Source organism: Lysinibacillus sp. NPDC096212 (assembly GCF_044763105.1).
Classification (GTDB): Bacteria; Bacillota; Bacilli; order Bacillales_A; family Planococcaceae; genus Lysinibacillus.
On the sequence record NZ_JBIWFQ010000005.1, the window covers coordinates 81,129 to 105,589 of the forward strand.

Consider the following 24,461-nt stretch of genomic DNA (forward strand, 5'->3'; position numbering starts at 1 on the left):
ACCTATATGATAAAGTAAAGTCCAAAGTTAAGTGAAGTATTTATTAAAACGTATGTCCTGTAAATAAGCGGATTGGAGTGGAGGCTGGGCGACTCCTTGGGGATCAGCAATAGAGGAACGAAGGCTAAAACCATCACGTCCTGTGATAACGCCTTCGTGACCAGCATCGTGCTGGCCCGAGACCCTGGAGCGAGCAACGCGAGTGAAGCGGCTCATCGGACGCCCCCAGGAAGCTCTGCTCTGTGCGAAAGCGAAGCGGCAGCAACAAAGCGCCCAGCCGGAGCGGAAATCAACCCTACGTTTTGGGGATGAGTCAAAATATAGAAAATAGAACATGAAAGGATAGTGATATAAATGATTACTGAACTACAGCAAAATGAATTTCACAGGTGTAAAGAGCTGTTGAATAAGCAAGGCCAATTAGAAGTTCAAGCAGTTGTAGAGGGAGTAAATCCTGGACGAGTATTTGTGGATAATATCGACACACCACGTACAGCACTTATTTGGTTAGGCAACAATGATGGATTTTTATTTATCGGGAATGAAGAAAATGACCAATTTAATAATCAAATAAATGATTTTGTAGATCGAGTAATTGTACCTGAAGCGAAGAAAGTGGGGTTACATTACTTCGAAGGTATTGGTAACCATCCAAAGTGGAATGAAACGATAGAAAAAATATTTAAACATCGCGAACTTGGTAGTTGGAAGCAAAGAGTCTATAAGCTACATAAAAATAACTATATAGCAAATAATGAGCCCGATGTTAAAGAAGGATGCACTGTTTTAAAAATAGATAACGCTCTATTTAACGATAACGCAATTAAAAATCCCGAATTTTTACATTCAAAAATTCTTTCGTGTTGGTCTTCTCCTGAATGTTTCTTGAATAAAGGAATTGGATATTGTGTCGTTTACAAACATCACATTATTAGTCTTTGTTTTTCAGGCTTTGTAGTTGAAAATGTCCACTGTATTGACATTGAAACATTAGAAGCTCACCAAGGAAATAAATTAGCCCAAAAGTTAGCTCACTACGTTGTAAAAGATTGTTTAGCACAAGGTTCGACCCCATATTGGGATTGTATGGATTCAAACAAGCCTTCCATCGCTGTAGCAGAAAATATAGGGTTTACTAATGTTTTTAACTATGTAGGATACGAATTTTCATTCAACTAAAAATATTAAAACCCCGCTAAGTAAATCACTTAACAGGGTTTATTTGTAGATATGGATTTAATTAATAAAATTTCACTACATCTTCAAAAGGTAATGACGTTTTGTCTCCTGGTTGTTCATTTGGTTCACCAAATGGCATTTGAGCTACTAGGCTCCATTCTGCAGGGATATTCCAAGTTTCTTTAACTTCTTCATCAATAATTGGATTATAGTGCTGAATAGATGCACCAATTCCTTCAGTAGTTAAAGACATCCATGTTGCGTACTGTAGCATAGCATTTCCTTGATGTGACCAGAATGGGAATTGCTCTTTATAAGAAGGTGCGTTTTCTTGCATTTGTTTGATTGTTGCTTGATTTTCAAAGAATAAGATTGTTCCTACTCCATCTGTAAAGCCTTGTAAACGCTCTTCTGTTGCAGCAAAATTTTCTGCTGGAACACGTGCACGCAATGTTTCTTTAACAATATCCCAAAACTTTTCGTGTTCATTATCCATTAAAACTACTACACGTCCGCTTTGCATATTAAATGAAGATGGCGCATGGACACTGACTTTTAATAGCTCTTCAATTTTTTCCTTTGTAATCGCTGCGTTCTTTTTCACTTTACGGATTGAACGACGATTAATAATTGCATCTTTTAAATTAGTTGTTGTTACTGACATTTGTAGTTCCTCCAAATTTTAATCAATTTTATATATAGACTTTTTCATGCAGCATCATTTGCTACTGTTTAAATTTTATTACCTATTTTTTAATTGCTGATCAATGACTTGCGCAATTCTTTCTTTACTAGCTAATCCTTGGATCATTTCATCACCAATAATTAGTGTAGGAACAGCCGTAATATTCGCTTCTTCATAAGCATGCTTTAAAGCTTCTTGATGAGCTTCACGATATTTACCTGAAAGCAAGGATTCTTTGAATTCTTCTTTTGGCAGACCTACCTCATTTGCTAATTGAGTTAACACGTCTACAGCCTCAATATTTTGCTCTTCTTGGAAAAATGCTGTGAAAACTCTATGATGAAATTCATTTCCTTTTCCATATACTTTAGCGAATTGATATCCTTCAAAAGCTAAATTCGTATATGGATGTGGAGATACTCGTGGTAATCGCATATCAATCCCTAGCTTTTTGGCTGTAGGGAGAATATAGGAATCCCACGAACCTAATTTAGCTGGCTCTTTCCAAGGATCAATTTTTGGATATGGCTTAGGTCTTAATTCAAACGGCATCCACTCTATCTCTATATCCTTTTCTTTTGCAATTTCATCCAACGGCCCTTTCCCTAAAAAACAGAAAGGACAAATAAAATCCGAATATGCTTTTATTTTAAGAGTCACCCAATAAAAACCTCCCTTTCTCTTTTAGTTGTAACCATTTTAGTTACAACTAAGTCAAATAAATATGCATTCCGTGAAAAGAAAAGAATGCATTTATTGTGATTGTTGAATTTCATGGATTAAAGATGTAATCACTTGTTCCATAGTAATGTTGGCTAATACTTGCTCCATTGCTTCTTGTGCTTGCACTAAAATTAGTTCTAACACAGCCTGTATATTTGCACCAATAGGACAATCAGGATTTGGATTTTCATGTAGATGAAATAATTTATCTTCTTCCACAACCTCTACTGAACGAAAAACCTCTAGCAAAGTGATAGTATCCAGATCTTTTACTAAAAAAGCTCCACCTGTTCCCCGGCGCACTTGCACTATACCTGCCTTTTTAAGATAGGACAATATTTTCCTAATTACTACCGGATTTGTATTCACGCTTTCCGCCATAAATTCCGATGTGCAAATGGTCGATGGATTTTGTTTGATGATTGATAAAATATGAACAGCGATTGTAAAACGACTGCTAATTTTAATCTTCATCACCTCCAGCTGTAACCATTATAGTTACAACTGAAAAATAAGTCAACTGTTTTATAAAAAATACAACATGCGAAAAAAATATAGATCCAAAAACTGTTGGGTCTATACTTGAACATGCTATTTTATAAGATACTGCTACATGCCTTCTAAATTCGACTGTATGCTAGTCCTCCTTCCATAAGAGGGTCTACCACGTTACAAACACTTAATTACTTTTAAAGGTTGATATTTTGAACAATTGAATTCTTCTTGAAATGTTCTAATGTATTTGGTGAATCTGAGTTTTCATCTGCTGAGAATTGTATAAATAAATAGTCTAGATTCATATCTGCCAATTGCACTACAGAAAGTGCTTCTTGCTAATTTCATTAGGAACCTCTAAACTAAGCTCTCCGTATAATACAGATTTAAGAATACTTCTTTTGGATATACATAAGGTTGCCTCCTCCATACGAATAGCAACCAGTTTTTGACCTTTAAGTTTCTCAATTAAAGTTGATTTTGTAGCTTCAACTATTATTTCCACAAGTTATATTTAATTGTGAACAAAGTAAAAGTGTATAGTATTATAAAAGTAAAGTTCCCAAAGCATTACTGGATCTGGCACCTTTCACAGAAAAAACAATATTCAAAAATTTTGAGTTTACCTATAGTCTTTTGTTTAAAAAAGAAAAAAGTGGGGATGCAAATGTACATTTTTATCGGGGTAATTATCTTCTTTCTAATCATTTTTGTCGCACTATGGATATTACCACTGAAGTATCAAAAAATTGAATGGATTGAAACGAACGCACAGATTATCGAAAGTGATTTTTCACACCGAGCAGTTGGACATGAGATTACATATGCAAAAGGAGAATCAAAGCGTAGAGTAAAGTTGACAGTACAATTTACGTCATTACAAAATAAATCAATCACTGTCACGAGCAAAGTATGGACATATACGAAAAATCGTGCTTTTTTTGAGGAAGGACAATGGGTGACGATTCTTTATAATAAAAAGAAGCCTCAACAGTTTAAACTCAAATATCAAATATAGAAGGTTACTGGGTTAAATGAATGGGAGATAATTTATTATTCATTCTTGTCCCATAGAAAAACACCTTCACGTTGATTTCATAAGGAGTCATACCAGTTTTTCAACGAAAGGTGTTTTTATTTATCTTAGAATTTCTAGGTCAGTACATTGCTACGCTTGACACGCCCATCTCATTGCTCCTAAGGTAGGAACTGTTGTAGAGAAATGAGCGGAAAGAAACTCCGTTAAACCTACTTTTCAATATTTTGATTTAATTGGTCTAATAATTTCAACTTTAAATTAGGATATATTTTATTATACATTTTCTTTTCTATTAATTTATGTGCAATTACGATAGAAGCAAATATAAAAGCGTACAGAATAAATGCCCATGGATACGCTAAGAACCAATCAAGTATATTTTTAAAGATATCCTCGCGACCTATTATTTTTAACTTTCCTAAAATCATATAAACAATAAAGACAACGATTGGTAATGCAATAACACCTGACATAATGTTTAAAGATCGTTTTTTATTCCGAGCTTCGATAAAAGTAGGTTCATTTAAATAATCGCTAACCTCCACTGCTTGTTTTTCAAAAGTATCTTCACTTCTAATAGGTAAGTTGTAATCACTAATTATTTTGTGAAGCTGTTTAAGTTCTTCCGCGCTAGAATGAATATCAAGCATCGTTTTTCCGTAATTCAGATTCCCCACTTCTTTCTCGCTTAAAATATTTAGTATATAGTACCATAAATGAAGGATTTTTGCTATTTGCAGGTTATGATTTGTCATATTTATCTAAGCGAAAAAACAGAGAAAAAAGATGATTCTACATCAAATGTTGGAGTGGAGGCATAATATGAAGCTTCCCGAACGTTTCGGCGACTCCCCCTTTCTTTATGATTTTCTATCCGTCTGTTAGATGGTTCTATCAGGTGGTGAAAAGCAACGTTTATCACCGGTGCTCGCATTTTTAAAAGATGCTCCATTGTTCGATGAAAAGAAGAATCCAACCTAGGCAACACAAGAAATGACTTTGCACAATTACCTATACACAATGCATAAGATAAGTTGATGGATCAATTACGCCTCGGCATAATTGCGTCCGGAATCGGCTTTGTTCTTAGGCCTGCAAATGTTTTTTGTGCGAAAGCGAAGCGCTAACGTAGCGGCAGCAAAAGGGTTTTATCTGCGCGAAAGCGAAGCGGCAGCGGCAGCGGCAGATGGCTTTTGCGCGAAAGCGAAGCGGCAGCAGCAGATGGCTTTTGCGCGAAAGCGAAGCGGCAGCAGCAGATGGCTTTTGCGCGAAAGTGAAGCGCCAGCGGCAACAGCACGATGTTGGTCACTCAGTCGTTGCCACAGGACGGGGCGTTCTTGGACTGAGTTCCTTTTTTTCAGCGGATGTCAGCGTAGCGACAGGTACAGATGTTTGGACACCCGCTGAAAGAAGTTAAACAAAAGGAGGACAATGATGTATCCAAATCAATACTATTATCATTATGCTCCACAGCATAATAGTACTTATCCTATGGTAAACGATGCTCAACTTGTAAATGATATTCAGAAGGCCATTAATGCTGAGTATAGTGCCGTTGCTTGTTATGAGAAGTTAGCTAAGATGGCACCTACTGAGGATGAAAAGAATAGAATACTTGAGATACAAAAAGATGAAATACGCCATCTCGAGGAATTTAGCAAAATTTATATGAATTTAACAGGAAGAAAGCCTTCTTATCAAATAATTGAGGAATGCCCGGACAACTATAGGGCCGGAATCGAATTTGCTTTTAAAGATGAACAAGAAACTGTTGATTCTTATTTAGATATAGCAGATAAAGCAAATGATCCGATGATTAAAGAAAGATTTCGACGTGCAGCAGCGGACGAGCAAAATCACGCAGTATGGTTTTTGTATTTTTTTTCAAAAAGCCCGGACATAACACATAAGCATACACAAAATTACGGTCATCCAGATCTATTACATCCTCCTACATTGACATCCCCTCAATTATTGGGTGAAAACTTAACTCAATCAATTTTTGATAATTTTCTAGGAAACTTTAACTTTATTAATAATACTTTTGGGCATATAAATTCTTTAATACCCTTTTTCGGACATAATTGGGTACCGTTTTCTAATGATGAATCGCAGTTATTCGTAACAAACTCAGAAAACAATAAAATAGCATATACGGCTAGGAGTCGTAAGGAAAAAGACAATATTTCTATGTATGAATCGTTTATGGCATTTAATATTCCTACTGATAATTTTCCAACTGTTTTTCCTCAACTATATAACAACTCTTTGAACCTCCAAAACAACATTAGGTACTTACCTTGAAGAGCAAAAGAAGGAGACGAATTTTAAAGTTCGTCTCCTTCAATCTAAACGCTCTGTACTCTTGCTTTTCCACAAGAGTCCACGCAAAATTATTTAATTTCTTTCCATAAAGACAATGCGAATATCCAATTTGGATCTCCATATCCTTGATAGTTTTGAACAGCTTCATATATTTTACCTTGGTGCTCTACTTTATCACCTTTTGTGTATGCCTTAATTGGACTCCATTGCTCATAAGACGACCCTTGCTCTTTTGTAGTCACAGTGAAAATGGAACTTTTATTAGATTCATTTCCAGCTGTATCAACGGCAGTGACTGCATAGTTATATGTTGTATTTGATTGTAGATTCATGTCCATAAAAGAAGTAGTTTTCGATGTTCCAACTACAGTCATTTGTCCTACTTGTGTGCCTCGATATATAACATAATGGTCAACTGCTACATTATCCTCTGATGCCCCCCACATTAAGTCTACACTTGAGGCTGTTACTCCCATCGTGTGAAGTGAAGTTGGTTGCGTTGGTGCTTCCGTGTCTGGAACTGCATTCATTGTCTCTACAGCTATAGACTCACTTTCTTTAGAAACATTTCCAGCTGCATCCACTGCCTTTATTGTATATGTATATTTTGTATTCGCTTTTAAATTTTTGTCTGTGAATGTTGTTCCCGGTACCGTTCCAATTGCTTTACCATCACGGAATACTTGATATTCTTTTACACCCACATTGTCTGTAGATGGATTCCATTTTAGCTCGACACTGTTAGCAGTAACTTTCGTTGCCTGTAATCCATTTGGCTGAGTTGGAGCTTCCTTATCTACATCCACATTATTCACTAAATTAACATCAATCACATTATAGAAAGCATTTGCAGTATTCGCTACATCCCAAACAGCTAAAATAACGTGGTAGCCACTACGATCAGTTGGTACGTTAATTGTATGAGTTAAATTAGTTGATGCTTCAGTACCGTTATGTTCAACAGTTCCAATTGGCTCAAGATCAGCACGAGTTAATGGCTTATTAGGGTCCCATCCCTTTTTCGTAATATAATAGTGCCATTTGCTTGTTAAATGTGATGCAGTGTACTTCCATGTAAAGGTATTCGGTCCCCCTGTAATCGTATTCTTAAACCAGCGATTTACAGATTGTTGATCGAGGATACCATCAAACTGACCTCCTGCAGATGCAATTTTACCATCAACTGGTCCACCTTGTGGAAATCCTTTCTTGGCCTCTAAGCTCTGTGGCTCATACATAACCCTTCCACAACTCAAGTTAAGCGCGCCATAACTTTGGCTACATAAAGCAGCACGGCTAGCTGGTTTTTCTACAAACCCATGTGCAGATGCATTTGGCGCCATTGCAATCCCCATGATTCCTGCTGCTAATATTGCCGCACTTAGTCCCTTTTTACTTTTACTTAATTTTGTAAATTTAGTGTTCATATAAGTAATCTCCTATCTTTGAAAATGTATTTCTACTCGTATGATAGCTATGGATTAAAAATTAAGCAAACTATGGGTGAATATGATAAAAGTCGCATTACATTGTGATGTTTTTTCGCAAAAGATATATATTAATAGCTCTAAATATAATAAATATCTTATAATTATGTGCCTTTTCATTTAAAGTAGCTTAGGATTTTATTAAAGTGTTCATAAAATATTCAAATTAAAATTAGTCAATTTATGATCTTCTCCACAGTTTTTTATTCTGCGTAAAATAGGTTGGTAAAGCTATATAAACAACATCCGCATAAAAAAAATCGAGTGCAGTGCACTCGATTTTCATAAAAGAAATTTGTGGGCAATAAGGGGTTTGGCCATAGCGTAAAACCCTTACTTGCCAACGTTTATCGGCATATTATCCGATAGAACCTTCCATCTCAAACTTGATAAGACGGTTCATTTCTACTGCGTATTCCATTGGTAATTCTTTTGTGAATGGCTCGATGAAGCCCATTACAATCATTTCTGTCGCTTCTTCTTCAGAAATACCACGAGACATTAAGTAGAATAATTGTTCCTCTGATACTTTTGAAACTTTCGCTTCATGTTCTAAAGAAACATTATCATTTAAGATTTCGTTGTATGGAATTGTATCTGAAGTAGATTGGTTATCCATGATTAACGTATCACATTCGATGTTAGCACGTGCACCACTTGCTTTAGGGCCGAAACGCACTTGACCCATATACGTTACCTTACCACCTTGTTTAGCAATCGATTTAGAAACGATTGTTGAAGATGTGTTTGGTGCCATATGAATCATTTTCGCACCTGCGTGTTGGTGTTGCCCTTTACCTGCTAATGCGATTGATAATGTCATACCACGAGCGCCTTCACCTTTAAGGATACAAGCTGGGTATTTCATTGTTAACTTAGAACCGATGTTACCGTCGATCCATTCCATTGTACCATTTTCTTCAACAACTGTACGTTTTGTTACAAGGTTGTAAACGTTGTTTGCCCAGTTTTGAATCGTTGTATAACGGCAATATGCATCTTTACGTACAACAATTTCTACTACTGCTGAGTGTAAAGAGTTTGTAGTGTAAACAGGAGCTGTACAACCTTCAACGTAGTGTACGTGAGCGCCTTCATCTACAATAATTAACGTACGTTCGAATTGACCCATGTTTTCAGAGTTAATACGGAAGTAAGCTTGTAATGGCGTTTCCACTTTTACACCTGGTGGTACATAGATAAATGATCCACCTGACCAAACAGCTGAGTTTAGCGCAGCGAATTTATTGTCAGTGTAAGGAATCACTTTGCCCCAGTATTGTTTGAAAATATCTTCGTTTTCACGTAAAGCTGAGTCAGTATCTTTGAACACAATACCAAGGTCTTCAAGATCTTGTTTCATGTTGTGATATACAACCTCAGATTCGTACTGAGCAGATACACCTGCAAGGTATTTTTGCTCTGCTTCTGGAATACCTAATTTATCAAAAGTAGCTTTAATTTCATCAGGTACTTCATCCCAAGATTTTTGTGTAGCTTCTGATGGTTTTACGTAATACGTAATTTCATCAAAATCTAAATCTCCTAGGTCGCCACCCCATTGCGGCATTGGTTTTGTATAGAAAGTTTCAAGTGCTTTTAAGCGGTATTCAAGCATCCACTCTGGCTCTTGTTTCATATTTGAAATTTCACGGACGATTTCTTCAGTTAAACCACGTTTTGAACGGAAAATTGATACGTCCTTGTCATGGAATCCGTATTTGTAATCGCCAATATCAGGCATTTTTTTAGCCATCGTTTCTCCTCCGTTCATGCATTATTGTTATCTTGTTTCAAGCTCGGATATCTTACTTTGAGTGAAAGCACCTATAGTGACTTTCACTCAAATTTAGATATTATTGCTTTACACCTTTTTCCATCGCTTTCCAAGCTAATGTCGCACATTTAATACGTGCCGGGAATTGAGAAACACCTTGTAGTGCCTCAACATCCTCAAGGTCATATTTCTCGCTATAGTCTTCGCCCATCATCATTTTAGAGAAAATTTCAGCAAGCTCTAATGCTTCCTCAATTTTTTTCCCTTTGATAAGCTGCGTCATCATGGATGCAGAAGACATCGAAATCGAACAGCCCTCACCGTCAAACTTCGCATCCGCAACAATACCGTCAGTCACTTTTAGCGTTAAGTGAATACGGTCTCCACAAGTCGGATTGTTCATATCGATCGTTACAGCATCTTCTTCAATAGATCCTTTATTACGAGGATTTTTATAATGATCCATAATGACTGAACGATATAGTTGGTCTAAATTATTAAAAGACATCGCCAAAATACTCCTTCGCAGAACGTAACCCTGCAACTAGGCGGTCAATATCTTCCTCTGTGTTATACAGATAGAAGCTTGCACGCGCTGTCGCTACTTGTTGAAGACATTTCATTAGTGGCTGTGCGCAATGATGTCCTGCACGAACAGCAATACCGTTCATATCAAGAACCGTTGCCACATCATGTGGATGTACATCGTCTAGGTTAAACGTTACAAGTCCACAACGCTTCATTGGGTCACGTGGGCCGAAAATTTTAAGTCCGTCAATTGTTTCAAGCTGATCCATCGCGTAGCCTGCAAGTTTATGCTCATGCTCCGCAATGTTATCTAGCCCAATTTCAGTTAAGAAATCAATAGCGGCTCCTAAACCTACTGCACCTGCAATAATAGGAGTTCCACCTTCAAATTTCCACGGTAGTTCTTTCCACGTTGAATCATAAAGTCCAACAAAGTCAATCATTTCGCCACCAAATTCAATTGGCTCCATCTTTTCAAGGTGTTCCTTTTTACCATATAGTACACCTATTCCAGTTGGTCCGCACATTTTATGACCTGAGAACCCTAAGAAATCTACATCCAAATCTTGTACATCGATTTTCATATGTGGTGCTGCTTGTGCACCATCCGCTACCATTACAGCACCGTTCGCATGCGCGATTTGAGCGATTTCTTTAATAGGATTAATCGTTCCAAGGACGTTTGACGCCATTGACACCGACACAATTTTTGTTTTAGGTGTAATTGTCGCACGAACCTTTTCTAAGTTAAGTGTGCCATCCGCTTCAAGCTCAATATATTTCAGCGTTGCATTTTTTTCCTTTGCTAGTTGTTGCCAAGGAATAATATTAGAGTGGTGCTCCATGTGAGTAATGACAATTTCATCACCTTCAGCAACATTAGCACGACCATAACTTGATGCCACTGTATTTAAAGCAGTTGTAGTACCGCGAGTAAAAATAATTTCTTGTGTTGATGTAGCATTAATAAAATTACGAACCTTTTCACGTGCACCCTCATATTTGTCAGTAGCACGATTTCCTAATGTATGCACACCACGGTGTACATTAGAATTATCGAATTCATAATAATGCTTCATTGCTTCAATTACTTGAATAGGTTTTTGAGAAGTTGCTGCGCTATCAAGGTAAACAAGCTTATGACCGTTTACTTCCTGATCTAAAATTGGGAAATAGCTTTTAATGTCTTTATTCATCATTAGCGAACTTTCCTTTCAATAACCTCCGTCAGTTGCTTTTGTACGCCTTCGATTGGTAATTGCGTAACAACTGGCGCAAGGAATCCATGGATAACAAGGCGCTCTGCTTCTGCTTTCGAGATACCACGACTCATTAAGTAGTAAAGTTGTAGTGGATCCACTCGACCAACAGATGCTGCGTGTCCTGCTGTTACATCGTCTTCATCGATTAATAGAATTGGGTTTGCATCGCCACGAGCTTTTTCAGAAAGCATTAATACACGTGATTCCTGCTGTGCATCCGCTTTTGTCGCACCGTGTTCGATGTAGCCAATACCGTTAAAGATTGATTGTGCTGCATCTTTCATTACACCATGCTTTAAGATATGACCATTTGAGTTCTTACCCCAGTGACGAACTTCAGTAGTAAAGTTAAGTTTTTGTTCACCGCGACCAACAACTACTGTTTTTGTATCAGCATGAGAACCGTCACCGATTAGATGTGTAATGTTTTCAGAAATAGTATCTGAGTCATTCATTAAGCCAAGAGCCCAATCTACTTTCGCATCACGAGCTAGTCGTGCACGACGATTTACATAAGTAGTATATCCTTTCGCAAGTACATCAACCGCACCGTAAGTAACTTGTGCATTGTCTTGAACTACTACTTCTGCAATAATGTTTGCTTGACCTTTTGCTTCTTCAACTGTTGAAATATATGTTTCAACATAAGTTACAGCAGAATTTGCTTCAGCAACAACTAACACGTGGTTATATAATGAAGCTTCTGCGTTATCATTTAAGAATACTACTTGAAGCGGTTGTTCGATAATGACATTTTTAGGTACGTATACGAACACACCACCGTTAACAAGTGCCGCATGAAGTGCTGTTAATTTATGCTCATCAACTTTTACAGCTTCTGTCATAAAGTACTTTTTAACAAGGTCGCCATGTTCACGAACCGCTGTTAAAATATCTGTAAAAATAACACCTTTATCAGCTAGTTCTTGCGATGTTTTGATGAAAGCTGGTGTGTTATTGCGTTGAATATAAAGATTTTCTTGAGCCTCAAGATCAATTAAACCTTTTGCTTCTTCTGGTAATGCATCAAGTGAAGCGAATCCTTCACTGTCAACTGTGTGAGTTGGGAAATTTACGAAATCCCATTTTGTAATATTTGTTCTATCTGGTTTTGGCAAATCTAAACCAGTTACTTTGTCTAGTGCTGCCGCGCGAAGTTCTGTAAACCAAGCCGGTTCTCCATTTGCTTCTGAGAACGAGCGCACGTCCTGTACTGTTACAGGCAAGTTAAGTTCCACTGTCATGCTAGTTCGTCCTCCCTCTTATGCTTCTTGTTCTTCAGTTTCTTCTTCGATACCTAATTCTTTTTTAATCCAGTCATAGCCTTCAGCTTCTAAACGTTGTGCTAATTCTTCGCCACCTGATTTAACAACGCGACCTTGCATCATTACGTGTACATGGTCTGGTGTAATGTAGTTAAGTAGGCGTTGGTAGTGAGTGATCATTAAGCAGCCGAATCCTTCTCCACGCATTGCATTGATTCCTTTAGAAACAACTTTAAGCGCGTCAATATCAAGACCAGAGTCAATTTCATCTAAAATTGCGAAAGCTGGTTTAATCATCATTAATTGAAGAATTTCGTTACGTTTTTTCTCACCGCCAGAGAAACCTTCATTTAAATAACGTTGTGCCATATCTTCGTGCATTTCAAGGAATTCCATGTTTTTATCTAATTCACGGATAAATTTCATTAGAGAAATTTCATCGCCCTCTTCACGGCGTGCATTGATAGCTGAACGTAAGAAGTCAGCATTTGTTACACCAGCGATTTCAGAAGGATATTGCATTGCTAGGAATAAACCTGCCTGAGCACGCTCGTCCACTTCCATTTCAAGTACATTTTCGCCATCAAGTTCTACTGTACCAGAAGTTACTTCATATTTAGGGTGACCCATAATAGCAGAAGCTAGTGTTGATTTACCAGTTCCGTTTGGTCCCATGATTGCATGAATTTCATTTGTATTAATTGTAAGGTTTACGCCTTTTAAAATCTCTTTCCCGTCGATTTCAACGTGAAGATCTTTAATAACTAAAGTTGACATGAAAATACCTCCATAGTGTGTTCAGTGAATGGTGTACCATTCCTTAATTATCATCATTCTAATCTTAACTGAAAATCGTTCTCTATGCAAACCATTTCAATCACTTTCAATTTTCTCTGAAACAATCCTTAAAAATAAAGAGTTTGTAAGCATTTTCAGATTATTGCTAATCGTTATTGACAATGAGAATCAACTTACCTCATTTTCAATGAAATAATTCTAATTGAGAATCAGTTTCATCTAGCTACATAGTGAAAACCCCGCAGAAAGTGCGAATTGTAGCGGTTTTGTGACAGAAATATATAAATAACAATACCAATACTATAACCTTTTTTATTAGAATGGAATCAATTAAAGGAAAGAAATCTCGAGAGTACTAGTTCATAAAATTAAGGTTCTTCATTATAAAGTGGGTTGATTTCCGTTCCGGCTGTGGGCGTCAACCAGAACGGAAATCAACTTATATATATGTCAAACTGTGGGTGGGCCAAAATTAATAAATGTAGATCATGCAATTTTTTTAATCTACTTTATTTTTCCCTTTGGCTGTTTTCCCCTTGAAAATATCGATTATGATTGAATATAATGCAGGTTCAGGAGGCGGACTGGAGATTTGTGTATGTATGAAGCAGTAAGTAAATTAAAGAAAGCGGACCATACAAGCCTTATTCAAGACACTAGAACAAGGTCTCTATCTAGAGGAAGTAATTAATATAGAAGTACAAATATAAAAGAAGAAACGGCATAAAATATCATACTAATTCCGAAAATCATCGTCAGCTTATTAATCTCTCTCAAATCACCCGGTTCTTTTTTCATCTCTTTGTAAAATTTTGTCGCCATAAACACGCCGCCCATCAATAAAGCGGCGCAACCGATAGACGAAACAATGTCCGCCTCTAATGCTTTACCCATTTCGATGACCGATGCTGCTAAAAAGTATATAAAAGCTGCAAACAAATATAGAGCTTTTTCCTTCCTCTCTAATTTTCTACTTTTCTTTTTCTTCACTTTATACCAATGCTTCAAACCTTCTTGCGACACATACTGTGCAACAATAGCTTCTACTTGTTTCGAACATTTTTTTTGAACTTTGACCATATAAAAACCTTCGTATTCTTCAGACGACCGCTTTAAAATATCTTTGATTCCTATTTCAAACGGAATGCTACTTTTCTCTAAGTGTTCGATAATTGCTAGGACAGCGTCTTCTGAATATCCAATCAATATTTTCTTTTTAAACAAACTAAACACCTCTTACGAAACAAGTTAAATTACGCCTAATTATACTATTCCATTCGCCTTTTACTGCAATCCAAAATATAACATACTCTTTTAAATATCTGACTCTTTCGTTTAGCAACATTCTTTGAGAAAACTGCCTTCGCCTTACTTTCTTGAGCTCCAATGAAGTTACTGTGCATCTCCCCCGCTTTCTAGCTAACATTTGTTTATTTACAATCATTTTTCATCTTAAATAGTATATAATTGAGGCATAATCAATCGTATTTTTCGATTAATAGAGGTGAAGATCTAGTGGAGTTACGTCAATTACGTTATTTTGTTGAAGTTGCTGAGCGTGAACACATTTCAGAAGCTGCCGAACATCTTCATGTTGCTCAATCTGCAATAAGCCGACAAATTGCTAATTTAGAAAATGAATTAGGCACACCACTTTTTGAACGTGTCGGACGGAATGTTAAATTGACACCGATTGGAAAAATATTTCTCGAGCACACAATTACTGCTTTAAAAGCCATCGATTTTGCCGCAAAGCAAGTTGAAGAATATTTAGATCCTGCTAAAGGTACGATAAAAATTGGTTTTCCAACGAGCTTGGCTAGCTATGTATTGCCCACTGTTATTTCAGCCTTCAAGCGTGAATATCCAGATTTACAATTCCAGCTCCGTCAAGGCTCCTATCGTTTTTTAATTGATGCAGTCAAAAATCGCGAGTTAAATTTAGCTTTTTTAGGCCCGCTTCCACCGAAGGACGAATCGATTCATTCAACAATTTTATTTACTGAAAACATCGCAGCATTACTGCCAGCAAAACATCCATTAGCCAAAAAGGAAAGTATTCAGCTTGCCGATTTACGTAACGATTTATTTGTGCTATTCCCAGATGGATACATATTACATAAAGTAGCTATGGATGCCTGCCGAGCTGCCGGCTTCTCGCCAAACATCATCTCCGAGGGTGAAGACTTAGATGCACTAAAGGGTCTTGTCGCTGCAGGCATTGGGGTCAGCTTATTACCAGAAAGCTCACTGTATGATTCAGCTGCACGCTTCACAGTAAAAGTACCGATTATATCACCTACAATTCCAAGAACAGTCGGCATTATTTCACCTGTAAACCGCGAAATTGCTCCATCAGAAAAAATATTTTTAGACTTCGTTACCAATTTCTTTTCACGTCTTTCTCAATTCCAATAAAAAAATCGCCGTAGCTGGCGATTTTTTTGGGGCTTAAAGTGTTTTAATACGTCAGATTGATGGTTCTATCCATCATTTTGATGTTTCTATCCACGACTTCGGCGGTTCTATCCGTCGCTTTGACGTTCCTATCCACGACTTCGGCGGTTCTATCCGTCGCTTTGACGTTCTTATCCACGACTTCGGCGGTTCTATCCGTCGCTTTGGCGTTCCTATCCACGACTTCGGCGGTTCTATCCGTCGCTTTGACGATTCCTTCCGTCGTTCTCGCCTTTCTTTCCGTCGCTTTGATAATTCTCTCCTTCGGTTCTTTTTGGGATTCCGCTTTCTTATTTAGTAAGCTGTAATCCTTCCTTTGTATTCACTGATAATATAGAATCTTTACCTAGTCCATTAATATATTTCATAATCTGTTCTAAAATTTCTGGCGTTGTTTCATACTCTTCCAATCGATCTTCTGTAATACCGTGTAACATAATAATAACCCAAGACTTCTCAGCAACCGCCTTATCAATCCATTTTTTTACATCCTCGAATTCTATTGTATTTGTAATAGGATATGATTTTAACCAGTATGGATCATAATTATTAGGTACATTAGTTTCTCTACCTAATACACGTATACCGTCGAAATATTGCATAGCAATTTTTCTTACTTCTTCATTATAATCGGAATAAGGAATCGCAACTGTTGAAACGATACCTTTACCTAGTAAAGACTCGATTGTATTTATGCTTTCATCAAATTCATAATGAATTTCATCCACCGATTTTTTTGTTAGAAATGAGTGACTTTGTGTATGAGATGCAATTTCTAAACCTAAATCATGTGCAACCCATACTTGAGATGGTGACATATAATTCTTATCATCTGAGTACAATTTATCACCGATAATATTAAAGGTTCCTGGCATATTATATTTCGAATGAAGTGGTAGTGCTTTATCATACCAATTTCGATAACCATCGTCATAGGATAGGGTTACAAGTGCCTGTCCATGATAATTAGAATTATTTAACGGCTTGATTTTTTTAAGATCTTCGATTGCAAAATTGGTAGTAAAAATCAACTTGAAACTATTTTTTAAACGTTTTGATTTATCATTTTCAATATCAGTTTGGACACTTAAAGTATATGTCGTATAGTTTTCGTATGATTTTTCAGGCTTCACTTTGACTTTATTTTTATCAATTTCAAATGTAAACGGAAAATCATTTCCTGCCTCATCTTTTATTGTAATTGAAGAGCTAGTAATTGATTCTTTATTAATTGGCTGGTTAAATGTGATCGTCCATTCCTTATTTAAATCTGTTATTTCTTTGTGTTCTATCAAAGATTTCGCTTGCGTTATTGTAATACCATTTATGCATAAAAGCACAAATGGTATCGCTAATATAACAATAAGCTTTCTCCATTGAATCAATCTTTCTCTCTCCTTTAAAACATTATTCATATTTCTTAAATGTTTCTTTCATAACTTCATAGGATTTTTTCAAACGTTCTACAGATTTAGGCATACTCCAATTATCCCATGTAAAACTATGCAATTGATTAAGTACACCTTTTTCAATCTCTGGCAATGAAGACACAACCTCATGCTTATCATTAAGAAATAATGCACCTATATTTATTTTATCTACAAAAACTGATGTTTCTCCGTTTTCTTTATAAAAATCCCCTATAAATTCTTTATGACTAGGATCCTTTGATTGAAGAAGTAACCAAGGAATACGTAATTCTATAGTTCCTTTATCGCTCCAATTATAATCGACAAGAGAATTATAATCCTTTGCCTTCGGATTACCATTTCCCTCTATTAATTTTCCTGTTTCATATTCTGAAAAAGGTACAGCTATATCTCGTTCCGGCAAGTATAGCTCTTTATTTAAAGCATAGTAAATCGGACTGAACGTAGTGTTCTTTTTCATAACATTTGAAGATGGAATGTCGATAAGCTTTAATTCATTTCCATATAAATAAGAATAGAAATCATAATAAGGATCGATGACCATACGTGACTCCTTATTCTTATTAAGCTCCACAACAAACTCAATGCCATTTTTGAACGTTACTCCTTTCAAATCTGATTTTGATGTTTTTCCTTGATTCGGAATAACATCTAATAGAATTTGAGTAGAAGATGTTTTATTGAGTAAATCTCCATTTAATTGGAGGTACAAGTATCTTTCATCATAATCAACACTCATTGAAGGCTTGTTTTTTTGTTGTTCATATAAGAGAGGAGCTTTCCATTCTGATATATCTCCGTCAACCTGTACCTTATGACGATCAAAGCTTAGTAAACCAAATTGTTGTTCATTTGTTTGAGCATTAGACCAATAAGGGCGTTGGTTTGGATTATCATAATCCATCGTATTCCATGTACGTTTAAACCACTCATCTTGCCAGGTAAATACTAATCCACCAAGTAAATCCTCTGCCATGATATCCTCAAAAAGATGGGTTAATATTTCACCTTGTTTCTGCTCTGACACAAATCCCTGAGTCCAGCCATACGGATTATCATGGGTTAAACCACGAGAGCCAGGGATTCCAAACTCAGCGATTAATACCGGCATACGATGTGCAGCGTGTAAGTCTGCTAAATAAGCTGCATAACTATTTTTTTCTCCACGATGATCCACATACGACAAGTATTTTTGATCGTAGTTAAAGAAATCTGGATAGTATGGATACACATGGTACGATGCAAATTGACCTGTTTGTTTCGCTAACCCTTTTGTATAAATAACATTCGGATTAACACTGGCAATATCTTCATCTGTATTTGGCTCAGATGGATGATCTAATAAATCTGTTGTAACCCAGTTTGTAAAGCTCATAGGGTGCATCCAGTCATAATTATTTTGCTCATATTGCGTAATATAATCCATTTGTTCTGCAAGCCAATATTCAAATGGAGAAGCATCTTTTGTTTCGAAATAAACACCATTATACTGTCCAATATTAGCATGCTTTTCATTTGTTCCGTTTACCATATGGGGGTACCATTCGATACCAATAACCCAACCGATTATATACTGTGAAATATCCGTATCATAATATCCAGATGCATGTCCTACTACGTGCTCTACATATTTATTACCGTGAATAACATCTACAAGGGTTTTCATTTCTGCTCGGAAATTCTCAAGCGTTGCAGGATCATAAGCATCTAAAGTTTTCTCTAAACCTTCTTCTTCAATCCACACTCCATGTAGTACATATAAAGGATTTTTTGCTTCCTCATTATATCTTTTTAAAGCTCTATAAAAGCCAGGTGGATGTAACGTATAGACTCGGATTGTATTGGCATTCATTTTACCAATCTGCTGGAACCAACGATAATATTCATCCTCCGTAATGGCCGCTTCTCCAGGGAAATAACCTGGTTTTCCCATCCCCATATTAACGCCTTTGAGGGTGATAGCTTCCCATTTTCCATCTTTTAAAATCTCAAATTTTTGATCGTTAATCCGTGTATTATAACCTAAATTATTTTTTGCTGAACTGTCAGATTTCTGCTTAACTTCTTTTTTCTCGAATTCTTTTAAAATAGACTTCATCATCGGTACATATGCTGACCAATAAAAATCATCACCTGAAAATTTTTGTAAAAATTTATAGACCGATTCCAGACCTTTCATTTTATAGAAAGATGGTACTTTATTAATATCATTAAAATCGCCAGCAAAATAATATTTTGTAGTATTTTTCTGTTCACCTGAAACAACTGCTGCGAACGAAAGAGGGACATCATGTTCATTTAATAATTTTTCACCTTCGTCAGTTAAGCTCCACTCATAATTCGCTAAAACATCTTGCTCATTCTTCGCGGTAACAATATCAAACCAGTAGTCATATCGTGGGCTCGATGAAACACCCAAGGACTCCTGCCCTACTTTAGTGAAGTTAAGATAAATACCTTCTTTATCAATATGTTTATTTAACTCTAAAACAAAAACCTCATCTCTAAAGTCATTCACTAATATGAAGCCCCCACCTTCATATTTCCAATCATCCTTAAATTTATCAACAACCCATTGTGGAATTTCATTATTTTTTCTATAATCTAATTCTTCAAAATAGCGGCCAATCCAACCAGACCAATCTATTTTCAAATAATCTAGCACTTGATTTCGCACTTCAGGAGACGTTGGTGATGCAATAGAGTTGAATTCTGCTATAAATAAACTTTTTTTTGTACTAGTTAAACGTTTCATAATAGCATCCCATTCTTGCGACTCTAATCCACCAACAATTTTCTTTGTGCGTGCCCCAAACCTTTCTTGCTTTGGGTTAAGATCATCTTCATAGACACCATACGTATCTGCTAAATAGATTGCATCATAATCTTTGTAATCCTTTGGCATTTTAGAAGTAGATACACTGTTATTTTGTTCATCTGGAATTGTGCCAAAATAATCCTTAGACTCATCATATTGACCTTCTTTATGTTCGTACTTCAAATAATTTAATAGCCAAGTTAACCCTAAATGCTCTCGATATGATTCATCCTTCACTGTTTTATCAATGATTGCAACATTCAGCTGTTTATTAGGTGACACGAACCAAAGAGCTATTGGTATCACTATAAGCAATAACACTACTATAATTCCCAAATAAATACGCTTCATATCGATTCTTGCTCCTTGCTTGAAATACCTTTACGATCCATTTTGCCCCACTCTCGTCTTCTTACTAAAAAGTTCAAAAGACCTTCACAGCGCCAAATGAGTGTAATAGGACGATACCAAAAAATTTCTGTAAAACTTAATAACATCATACGTATTAAATCTGCAACCTTGAACGTTTTATTTTTGCTCCATGCTTCAAATAACACACCCATAATTGAAAATACAACACCATAAAGTACAAATGCTAAAAGTAGTAAAATAGCTATCTCATAATAGATATCACCTAAGAAAAAAGCAAAAATAATATAAATATATCCACCAAGTTCGATAATTGGCCCAAAGCCTTCAATGAGCCAAAAATAAGGGAAGGATAATAACCCAATACCACCATATTTCGGATTTAAAGTCATTGTTTTATGATTCCATAAACTTTCTAATAATCCTTGATGCCATCTTCTTCTTTGTCGCCTTAAAACGGCCATGGTTTCTGGTGCCTCTGTCCAACAAACAGGGTTCTCTACAAATTCAATACGTTTATTTTCTTTCTTTTTACGGAGATATCGGTGTAGTTTTACTACGAGCTCCATATCTTCACCAATCATACCTTTAGTATAGCCACCTGCTTCTACTACCCATTTTTTCGAAAATACACTAAATGCACCCGAAATAATTAAAACTAAGTTAAATTTACTTAGCGTAATTCGTCCTATTAAAAAAGCTCTAAAGTATTCAATAATTTGCATAGTAACTAAATAATTTTTAGACAAGTTTGTTTCTAATATGGAACCAAGGTGCATATTCATTCCATTAGCAATTTGAACATTCCCACCTGCCGCAATTACCGCACCATCAGATAAGGCAATGGGTTTCATTAAACGTAATAAAGATGTACTCTCCAGAATTGAATCTCCATCAACAGAGCAAAAATAAGGATAACTTGCAACATTAATGCCTACATTCAAAGCATCTGCCTTTCCACCATTCTCTTTCTCTACTAAAAAACAATTTGGGTGAATTTGTGATTGATAGATTTGAATAATGGGATCTGTTGGGATTTCCATCTTTATTATTTTTTCAATTTTTTTCATTTGAAAATGCTCAATAACTATTTCTTGAGTACAATCAGTAGAACCATCATTGACAATGATTATTTCAAATTCAGGATAATGTAGACTAAGTAGAGAATGAATACTATCCACAATACCTACTTCTTCATTATAGGCGGGTATAATTACAGATACTGGCTTAGAATAGAACGCATCAATATACGTATCATCCATTTCAGTTTGATCAAGCCTATATTCTTTTCGTAGCTTTAAAAGTGCAAACAAAAACATAAGCCCATACGTTACTATAACTAGTAGCATATAAATTATGATTACCCCACCAAAAAACCACATTAAATAGTCAAGTATAATCATACTGCACGCATCCTTTTTTCTAATACTTCATTAGCCATATCAATTGCATATTGGTCATTTGTTGTTGTAATGAATTCTTTTAATCTTTGATAACCTCGTGGATCTTCAATTATCGTGCTTGCTGCTTGTGATCGTACCCACCAATTACTATCCTGTAACAATTTTTCTAAATGCTCGGCAGTAAATGTTAAAGGTGCATATTTAAATATTTTTGCGACCATTAATCTTTCTTCCCATATAGACGAATTGACAAATGGAATATACGTTTCTATATCTCGGATAACCCCAATTCTTTCAAGTCCCTTAAGAGTACGAATGCGAATTTCAGTATCTTCACTTACTAATAAATCTTCAAGTCCCTCTATAACATCCATACTACCTTTTGCTGCAATTGTATCAATCAACGCATATTGTGCTGCTTGTTGTAAATTCTCCATTTTTTCCATAAGTCGTTGAAGCATTTCTACTTCTAAATACGAAAATAACTTTTTATATTCACTTTCTGAAAAAGAATAATTACATAGCAATATTTCTTGTATAAATTTTTCTTTTTCAAGAATAGAATATATTTTTAATAGCTGAAATACTTCTATAGAACGGTTGTAATTAATTGATACTTCGCAAGTACTAATAAGCTCTTTTATATGGAAATCAGCAATGCGGTACATTGCATTCATTTTCTTACTCCAATTTCTGGATTTCAGCTCATTTTGGTAATATTCCTTTAAATTCATCTGTGCAAAAGTATAGATTTTTTGTTGGATAATCGGATTGGATATATTTCTTAAATACGATAAAAATATATGTTCTACCGCTAATATTTGAATTTTACTTTTAGGAATTTGCGTATCAGTAAATTGGCCGTCCTGTAGAATGTACTCCTGCCAAAGTATTTTTGTTTTTTGAATATACTTTTCTATCTCATGCTTTTTTCTCTCTTCATACCTTCTCTGATAGATTAAATAAATCATAGCTATACCACAAAATAGTAAGAGAATAACAATAATATATAGTAATAATTGAATAGATAATTCAATCATAATCATAACCTCGCAAATGTTCGCTTTAATTGTGCTTGAAATAAATTTAAATCAAATGGCTTAATTAAATACTCATCAACGCCACTTTCATATGCGTAATTCATATCTCCTTGAGATTTCCTATTTGTCATCATATAAATAATAAATTTCTTTTGATTAGCCATATTCCTTAATGTGTGCAAGACATTGAGACCATTTTTACGAGGTAAAATATCATTCATAATGACAATATGAGTATGTCCTGATAAATACCAATCTGACTGTAAAAATTCGTACCCATCTGAAAAAACTTTTGTTTCCAATTGAAAGTGATCTATAACCATTTTTTGAACTGTCATTTCTAATACTTCGCTTAAAATAGCATTTTCCTCTAAAATACTTACTTTCACTGTTTTAAGCGGCTGAGCCTTAAAGCTCGTCACGATTTCGATTTTCCAAGGTTCTGATAGTTCACTAAAAACTTCAAACTGTTTATCTTTTAAATCTTCAAACGTTACTTGATCATTTTTAACTGCTACAATAATCCCCTGCAATGTAAAAGTTGAATCGATTATAGAAGGGAAATAATCATTTTTTACGAGTTGAAAAATTCGATTTAAAAATGCATTTCCCTCCTCTTCACCATTTTGTGTTAACAAAATTCCCCATCGCAAACTTCCCTCTAACTTAAAAAGCATATCGGTATTCCGAACTTCGGATACTAAAAAATCAGCAATTTGTTCCTCTAAATCTACTATCACATTATTTTGATTGGGGTCAGTTACAGTTGCTTTTAAAAATATAACTGTCATTTCCATATTTGAACGAATAACATTTGCCTTTAACACATCAAAAAATGGTATAATATCACTTTCTTTTAAAATATTTACTTTTTGTGTCGCTTTAATTAAAGTGTTCATCCTATACTCCTCTTACAATTATTCAATATGATATTTGTTTGTTCTGTGGAACTATCAGGCTCATCACCATAACGTGTGGTTGATTTATGTTTCGACTGGTAGCGTCCGATGAGCCGCTAATCCCCAAGGAGTCGCCCAGCCCCCACTCCTATCAACTTACATATGGCATACGTTTCACATTGTCATCCACTACTTTTGGTGATCAGCCAACTATCATGTTATAAACGATAACTATACTTAGTAAATTAAATGAGTATAACTGCTTCTAGAACTTTCTGTATTGAGGTAAAAGTATTTTGTAGCTGATGCATTGATTTGCAACAAAACATCTACCGAAAGAAGATATAAAAAATAGTTAACTATTAGACGAAAACATAATAGTTTTTTTCTTTAGTACATGTGCTATTGGAGATAATATAATGGTAGGATATTGCTTTTTACGCAATTTCGTTAGGAGCTTTTCAGCGTTTTACAGTATATCT

22 protein-coding genes are annotated in these 24,461 nt (G+C 35.6%); 4 read left to right on the forward strand and 18 right to left on the reverse strand.

The window, feature by feature from the left end; all coding sequences use genetic code 11:
* Positions 1-27: 27 nt before the first annotated feature.
* Positions 28-216, reverse strand: coding sequence for a hypothetical protein (locus ACIQ7T_RS06850; RefSeq protein ID WP_402869312.1), 189 nt, complete (start codon positions 214-216; stop codon positions 28-30).
* A 138-nt stretch (positions 217-354) separates the two neighbouring features.
* Here ACIQ7T_RS06850 and ACIQ7T_RS06855 point away from each other — a divergent pair, with 138 nt between their 5' ends.
* Entirely contained in the window at positions 355-1,179 is an 825-nt protein-coding gene (locus ACIQ7T_RS06855; RefSeq protein ID WP_370078105.1) for a GNAT family N-acetyltransferase, read from the forward strand.
* A gap of 61 nt (positions 1,180-1,240) precedes the next feature.
* On the opposite strand, the gene ACIQ7T_RS06860 is transcribed toward ACIQ7T_RS06855, so the two are convergent.
* The 3 genes from ACIQ7T_RS06860 to ACIQ7T_RS06870 all read right to left on the reverse strand — a co-directional run bounded on the left by ACIQ7T_RS06860 (position 1,241) and on the right by ACIQ7T_RS06870 (position 3,055).
* The gene (locus tag ACIQ7T_RS06860) at positions 1,241-1,843 is read right to left on the reverse strand and encodes a nitroreductase family protein (RefSeq protein ID WP_370078107.1); all 603 of its coding nucleotides are present in this window, start codon (positions 1,841-1,843) and stop codon (positions 1,241-1,243) included.
* Between the two features lie 78 nt (positions 1,844-1,921).
* Positions 1,922-2,524 carry a DsbA family oxidoreductase gene (locus ACIQ7T_RS06865; protein WP_370078109.1) on the reverse strand — a complete coding sequence of 201 codons (603 nt, stop codon included), beginning with the start codon at positions 2,522-2,524 and terminating at the stop codon, positions 1,922-1,924.
* 93 nt (positions 2,525-2,617) lie between these two features.
* Positions 2,618-3,055, reverse strand: coding sequence for an Rrf2 family transcriptional regulator (locus ACIQ7T_RS06870; protein ID WP_370078276.1), 438 nt, complete (start codon positions 3,053-3,055; stop codon positions 2,618-2,620).
* Positions 3,056-3,749: 694 nt separating this feature from the next.
* On the opposite strand from ACIQ7T_RS06870, the gene ACIQ7T_RS06875 reads away from it, so the two are divergent.
* Positions 3,750-4,100: a DUF3592 domain-containing protein gene (locus ACIQ7T_RS06875; RefSeq protein ID WP_402869314.1), complete on the forward strand. Its 351-nt coding sequence runs from the start codon at positions 3,750-3,752 to the stop codon at positions 4,098-4,100.
* 230 nt (positions 4,101-4,330) lie between these two features.
* Here ACIQ7T_RS06875 and ACIQ7T_RS06880 read toward each other — a convergent pair whose 3' ends face one another.
* Both ACIQ7T_RS06880 and ACIQ7T_RS06885 read right to left on the reverse strand, forming a co-directional pair.
* Complete coding sequence (locus tag ACIQ7T_RS06880; protein ID WP_402869316.1) at positions 4,331-4,798, reverse strand: DUF6097 family protein; 468 nt, start codon at positions 4,796-4,798, stop codon at positions 4,331-4,333.
* A 446-nt stretch (positions 4,799-5,244) separates the two neighbouring features.
* Complete coding sequence (locus ACIQ7T_RS06885) at positions 5,245-5,430, reverse strand: hypothetical protein (RefSeq protein ID WP_402869317.1); 186 nt, start codon at positions 5,428-5,430, stop codon at positions 5,245-5,247.
* 125 nt (positions 5,431-5,555) lie between these two features.
* Between ACIQ7T_RS06885 and ACIQ7T_RS06890 the strand changes: the two genes are divergently transcribed.
* Entirely contained in the window at positions 5,556-6,425 is an 870-nt protein-coding gene (locus ACIQ7T_RS06890; protein WP_402869319.1) for a ferritin-like domain-containing protein, read from the forward strand.
* Between the two features lie 89 nt (positions 6,426-6,514).
* Here ACIQ7T_RS06890 and ACIQ7T_RS06895 read toward each other — a convergent pair whose 3' ends face one another.
* From ACIQ7T_RS06895 to ACIQ7T_RS06925, 7 genes are all read right to left on the reverse strand, one after another.
* Entirely contained in the window at positions 6,515-7,873 is a 1,359-nt protein-coding gene (locus ACIQ7T_RS06895; RefSeq protein WP_402869320.1) for a lytic polysaccharide monooxygenase, read from the reverse strand.
* A gap of 418 nt (positions 7,874-8,291) precedes the next feature.
* The gene (sufB, locus tag ACIQ7T_RS06900) at positions 8,292-9,689 is read right to left on the reverse strand and encodes a Fe-S cluster assembly protein SufB (protein WP_031417705.1); all 1,398 of its coding nucleotides are present in this window, start codon (positions 9,687-9,689) and stop codon (positions 8,292-8,294) included.
* Positions 9,690-9,789: 100 nt separating this feature from the next.
* The gene (gene sufU / locus ACIQ7T_RS06905; protein ID WP_370078118.1) at positions 9,790-10,218 is read right to left on the reverse strand and encodes a Fe-S cluster assembly sulfur transfer protein SufU; all 429 of its coding nucleotides are present in this window, start codon (positions 10,216-10,218) and stop codon (positions 9,790-9,792) included.
* Positions 10,208-11,437 carry a cysteine desulfurase gene (locus tag ACIQ7T_RS06910; protein WP_100544504.1) on the reverse strand — a complete coding sequence of 410 codons (1,230 nt, stop codon included), beginning with the start codon at positions 11,435-11,437 and terminating at the stop codon, positions 10,208-10,210. The genes sufU and ACIQ7T_RS06910 overlap by 11 nt, the downstream gene beginning before the upstream one ends.
* Entirely contained in the window at positions 11,437-12,744 is a 1,308-nt protein-coding gene (gene sufD / locus ACIQ7T_RS06915) for a Fe-S cluster assembly protein SufD (RefSeq protein WP_370078120.1), read from the reverse strand. Before sufD ends, ACIQ7T_RS06910 begins: the two co-directional genes overlap by 1 nt.
* 18 nt (positions 12,745-12,762) lie before the next feature.
* Positions 12,763-13,542, reverse strand: a complete 780-nt coding sequence (gene sufC, locus ACIQ7T_RS06920; protein ID WP_370078122.1) for a Fe-S cluster assembly ATPase SufC — start codon at positions 13,540-13,542, stop codon at positions 12,763-12,765.
* 708 nt (positions 13,543-14,250) lie between these two features.
* Positions 14,251-14,787, reverse strand: a complete 537-nt coding sequence (locus ACIQ7T_RS06925) for a hypothetical protein (protein WP_402869322.1) — start codon at positions 14,785-14,787, stop codon at positions 14,251-14,253.
* A 291-nt stretch (positions 14,788-15,078) separates the two neighbouring features.
* Here ACIQ7T_RS06925 and gltC point away from each other — a divergent pair, with 291 nt between their 5' ends.
* The gene (gene gltC / locus ACIQ7T_RS06930) at positions 15,079-15,981 is read left to right on the forward strand and encodes a glutamate biosynthesis transcriptional regulator GltC (RefSeq protein WP_370078126.1); all 903 of its coding nucleotides are present in this window, start codon (positions 15,079-15,081) and stop codon (positions 15,979-15,981) included.
* 329 nt (positions 15,982-16,310) lie between these two features.
* On the opposite strand, the gene ACIQ7T_RS06935 is transcribed toward gltC, so the two are convergent.
* The 5 genes from ACIQ7T_RS06935 to ACIQ7T_RS06955 are packed head-to-tail and all read right to left on the reverse strand — an operon-like array spanning position 16,311 to position 23,979.
* The gene (locus ACIQ7T_RS06935; RefSeq protein WP_370078130.1) at positions 16,311-17,405 is read right to left on the reverse strand and encodes a polysaccharide deacetylase family protein; all 1,095 of its coding nucleotides are present in this window, start codon (positions 17,403-17,405) and stop codon (positions 16,311-16,313) included.
* A 22-nt stretch (positions 17,406-17,427) separates the two neighbouring features.
* On the reverse strand, positions 17,428-20,619 hold the full coding sequence (locus ACIQ7T_RS06940) for a hypothetical protein (protein ID WP_402869325.1): 3,192 nt from the start codon (positions 20,617-20,619) through the stop codon (positions 17,428-17,430).
* Positions 20,616-22,040, reverse strand: a complete 1,425-nt coding sequence (locus ACIQ7T_RS06945; protein ID WP_402869327.1) for a glycosyltransferase family 2 protein — start codon at positions 22,038-22,040, stop codon at positions 20,616-20,618. The genes ACIQ7T_RS06940 and ACIQ7T_RS06945 overlap by 4 nt, the downstream gene beginning before the upstream one ends.
* Entirely contained in the window at positions 22,037-23,080 is a 1,044-nt protein-coding gene (locus ACIQ7T_RS06950) for a HEAT repeat domain-containing protein (RefSeq protein WP_402869329.1), read from the reverse strand. Before ACIQ7T_RS06950 ends, ACIQ7T_RS06945 begins: the two co-directional genes overlap by 4 nt.
* A gap of 2 nt (positions 23,081-23,082) precedes the next feature.
* Positions 23,083-23,979: a response regulator gene (locus tag ACIQ7T_RS06955; RefSeq protein WP_370078138.1), complete on the reverse strand. Its 897-nt coding sequence runs from the start codon at positions 23,977-23,979 to the stop codon at positions 23,083-23,085.
* Positions 23,980-24,461 lie beyond the last annotated feature (482 nt).

Coding starts and splice junctions, on each gene's coding strand:
- ACIQ7T_RS06910 (WP_100544504.1), bottom strand. CDS start 11,437: ATGATGAATAAAGACATTAAAAGCTATTTCCCAATTTTAGATCAGGAA.
- ACIQ7T_RS06950 (WP_402869329.1), bottom strand. CDS start 23,080: ATGATTGAATTATCTATTCAATTATTACTATATATTATTGTTATTCTC.
- sufU (WP_370078118.1), bottom strand. CDS start 10,218: ATGTCTTTTAATAATTTAGACCAACTATATCGTTCAGTCATTATGGAT.
- ACIQ7T_RS06940 (WP_402869325.1), bottom strand. CDS start 20,619: ATGAAGCGTATTTATTTGGGAATTATAGTAGTGTTATTGCTTATAGTG.
- sufC (WP_370078122.1), bottom strand. CDS start 13,542: ATGTCAACTTTAGTTATTAAAGATCTTCACGTTGAAATCGACGGGAAA.
- ACIQ7T_RS06895 (WP_402869320.1), bottom strand. CDS start 7,873: ATGAACACTAAATTTACAAAATTAAGTAAAAGTAAAAAGGGACTAAGT.
- sufB (WP_031417705.1), bottom strand. CDS start 9,689: ATGGCTAAAAAAATGCCTGATATTGGCGATTACAAATACGGATTCCAT.
- ACIQ7T_RS06860 (WP_370078107.1), bottom strand. CDS start 1,843: ATGTCAGTAACAACAACTAATTTAAAAGATGCAATTATTAATCGTCGT.
- ACIQ7T_RS06875 (WP_402869314.1), top strand. CDS start 3,750: ATGTACATTTTTATCGGGGTAATTATCTTCTTTCTAATCATTTTTGTC.
- ACIQ7T_RS06855 (WP_370078105.1), top strand. CDS start 355: ATGATTACTGAACTACAGCAAAATGAATTTCACAGGTGTAAAGAGCTG.
- ACIQ7T_RS06955 (WP_370078138.1), bottom strand. CDS start 23,979: ATGAACACTTTAATTAAAGCGACACAAAAAGTAAATATTTTAAAAGAA.
- ACIQ7T_RS06890 (WP_402869319.1), top strand. CDS start 5,556: ATGTATCCAAATCAATACTATTATCATTATGCTCCACAGCATAATAGT.
- sufD (WP_370078120.1), bottom strand. CDS start 12,744: ATGACAGTGGAACTTAACTTGCCTGTAACAGTACAGGACGTGCGCTCG.
- ACIQ7T_RS06945 (WP_402869327.1), bottom strand. CDS start 22,040: ATGATTATACTTGACTATTTAATGTGGTTTTTTGGTGGGGTAATCATA.
- ACIQ7T_RS06850 (WP_402869312.1), bottom strand. CDS start 216: ATGAGCCGCTTCACTCGCGTTGCTCGCTCCAGGGTCTCGGGCCAGCAC.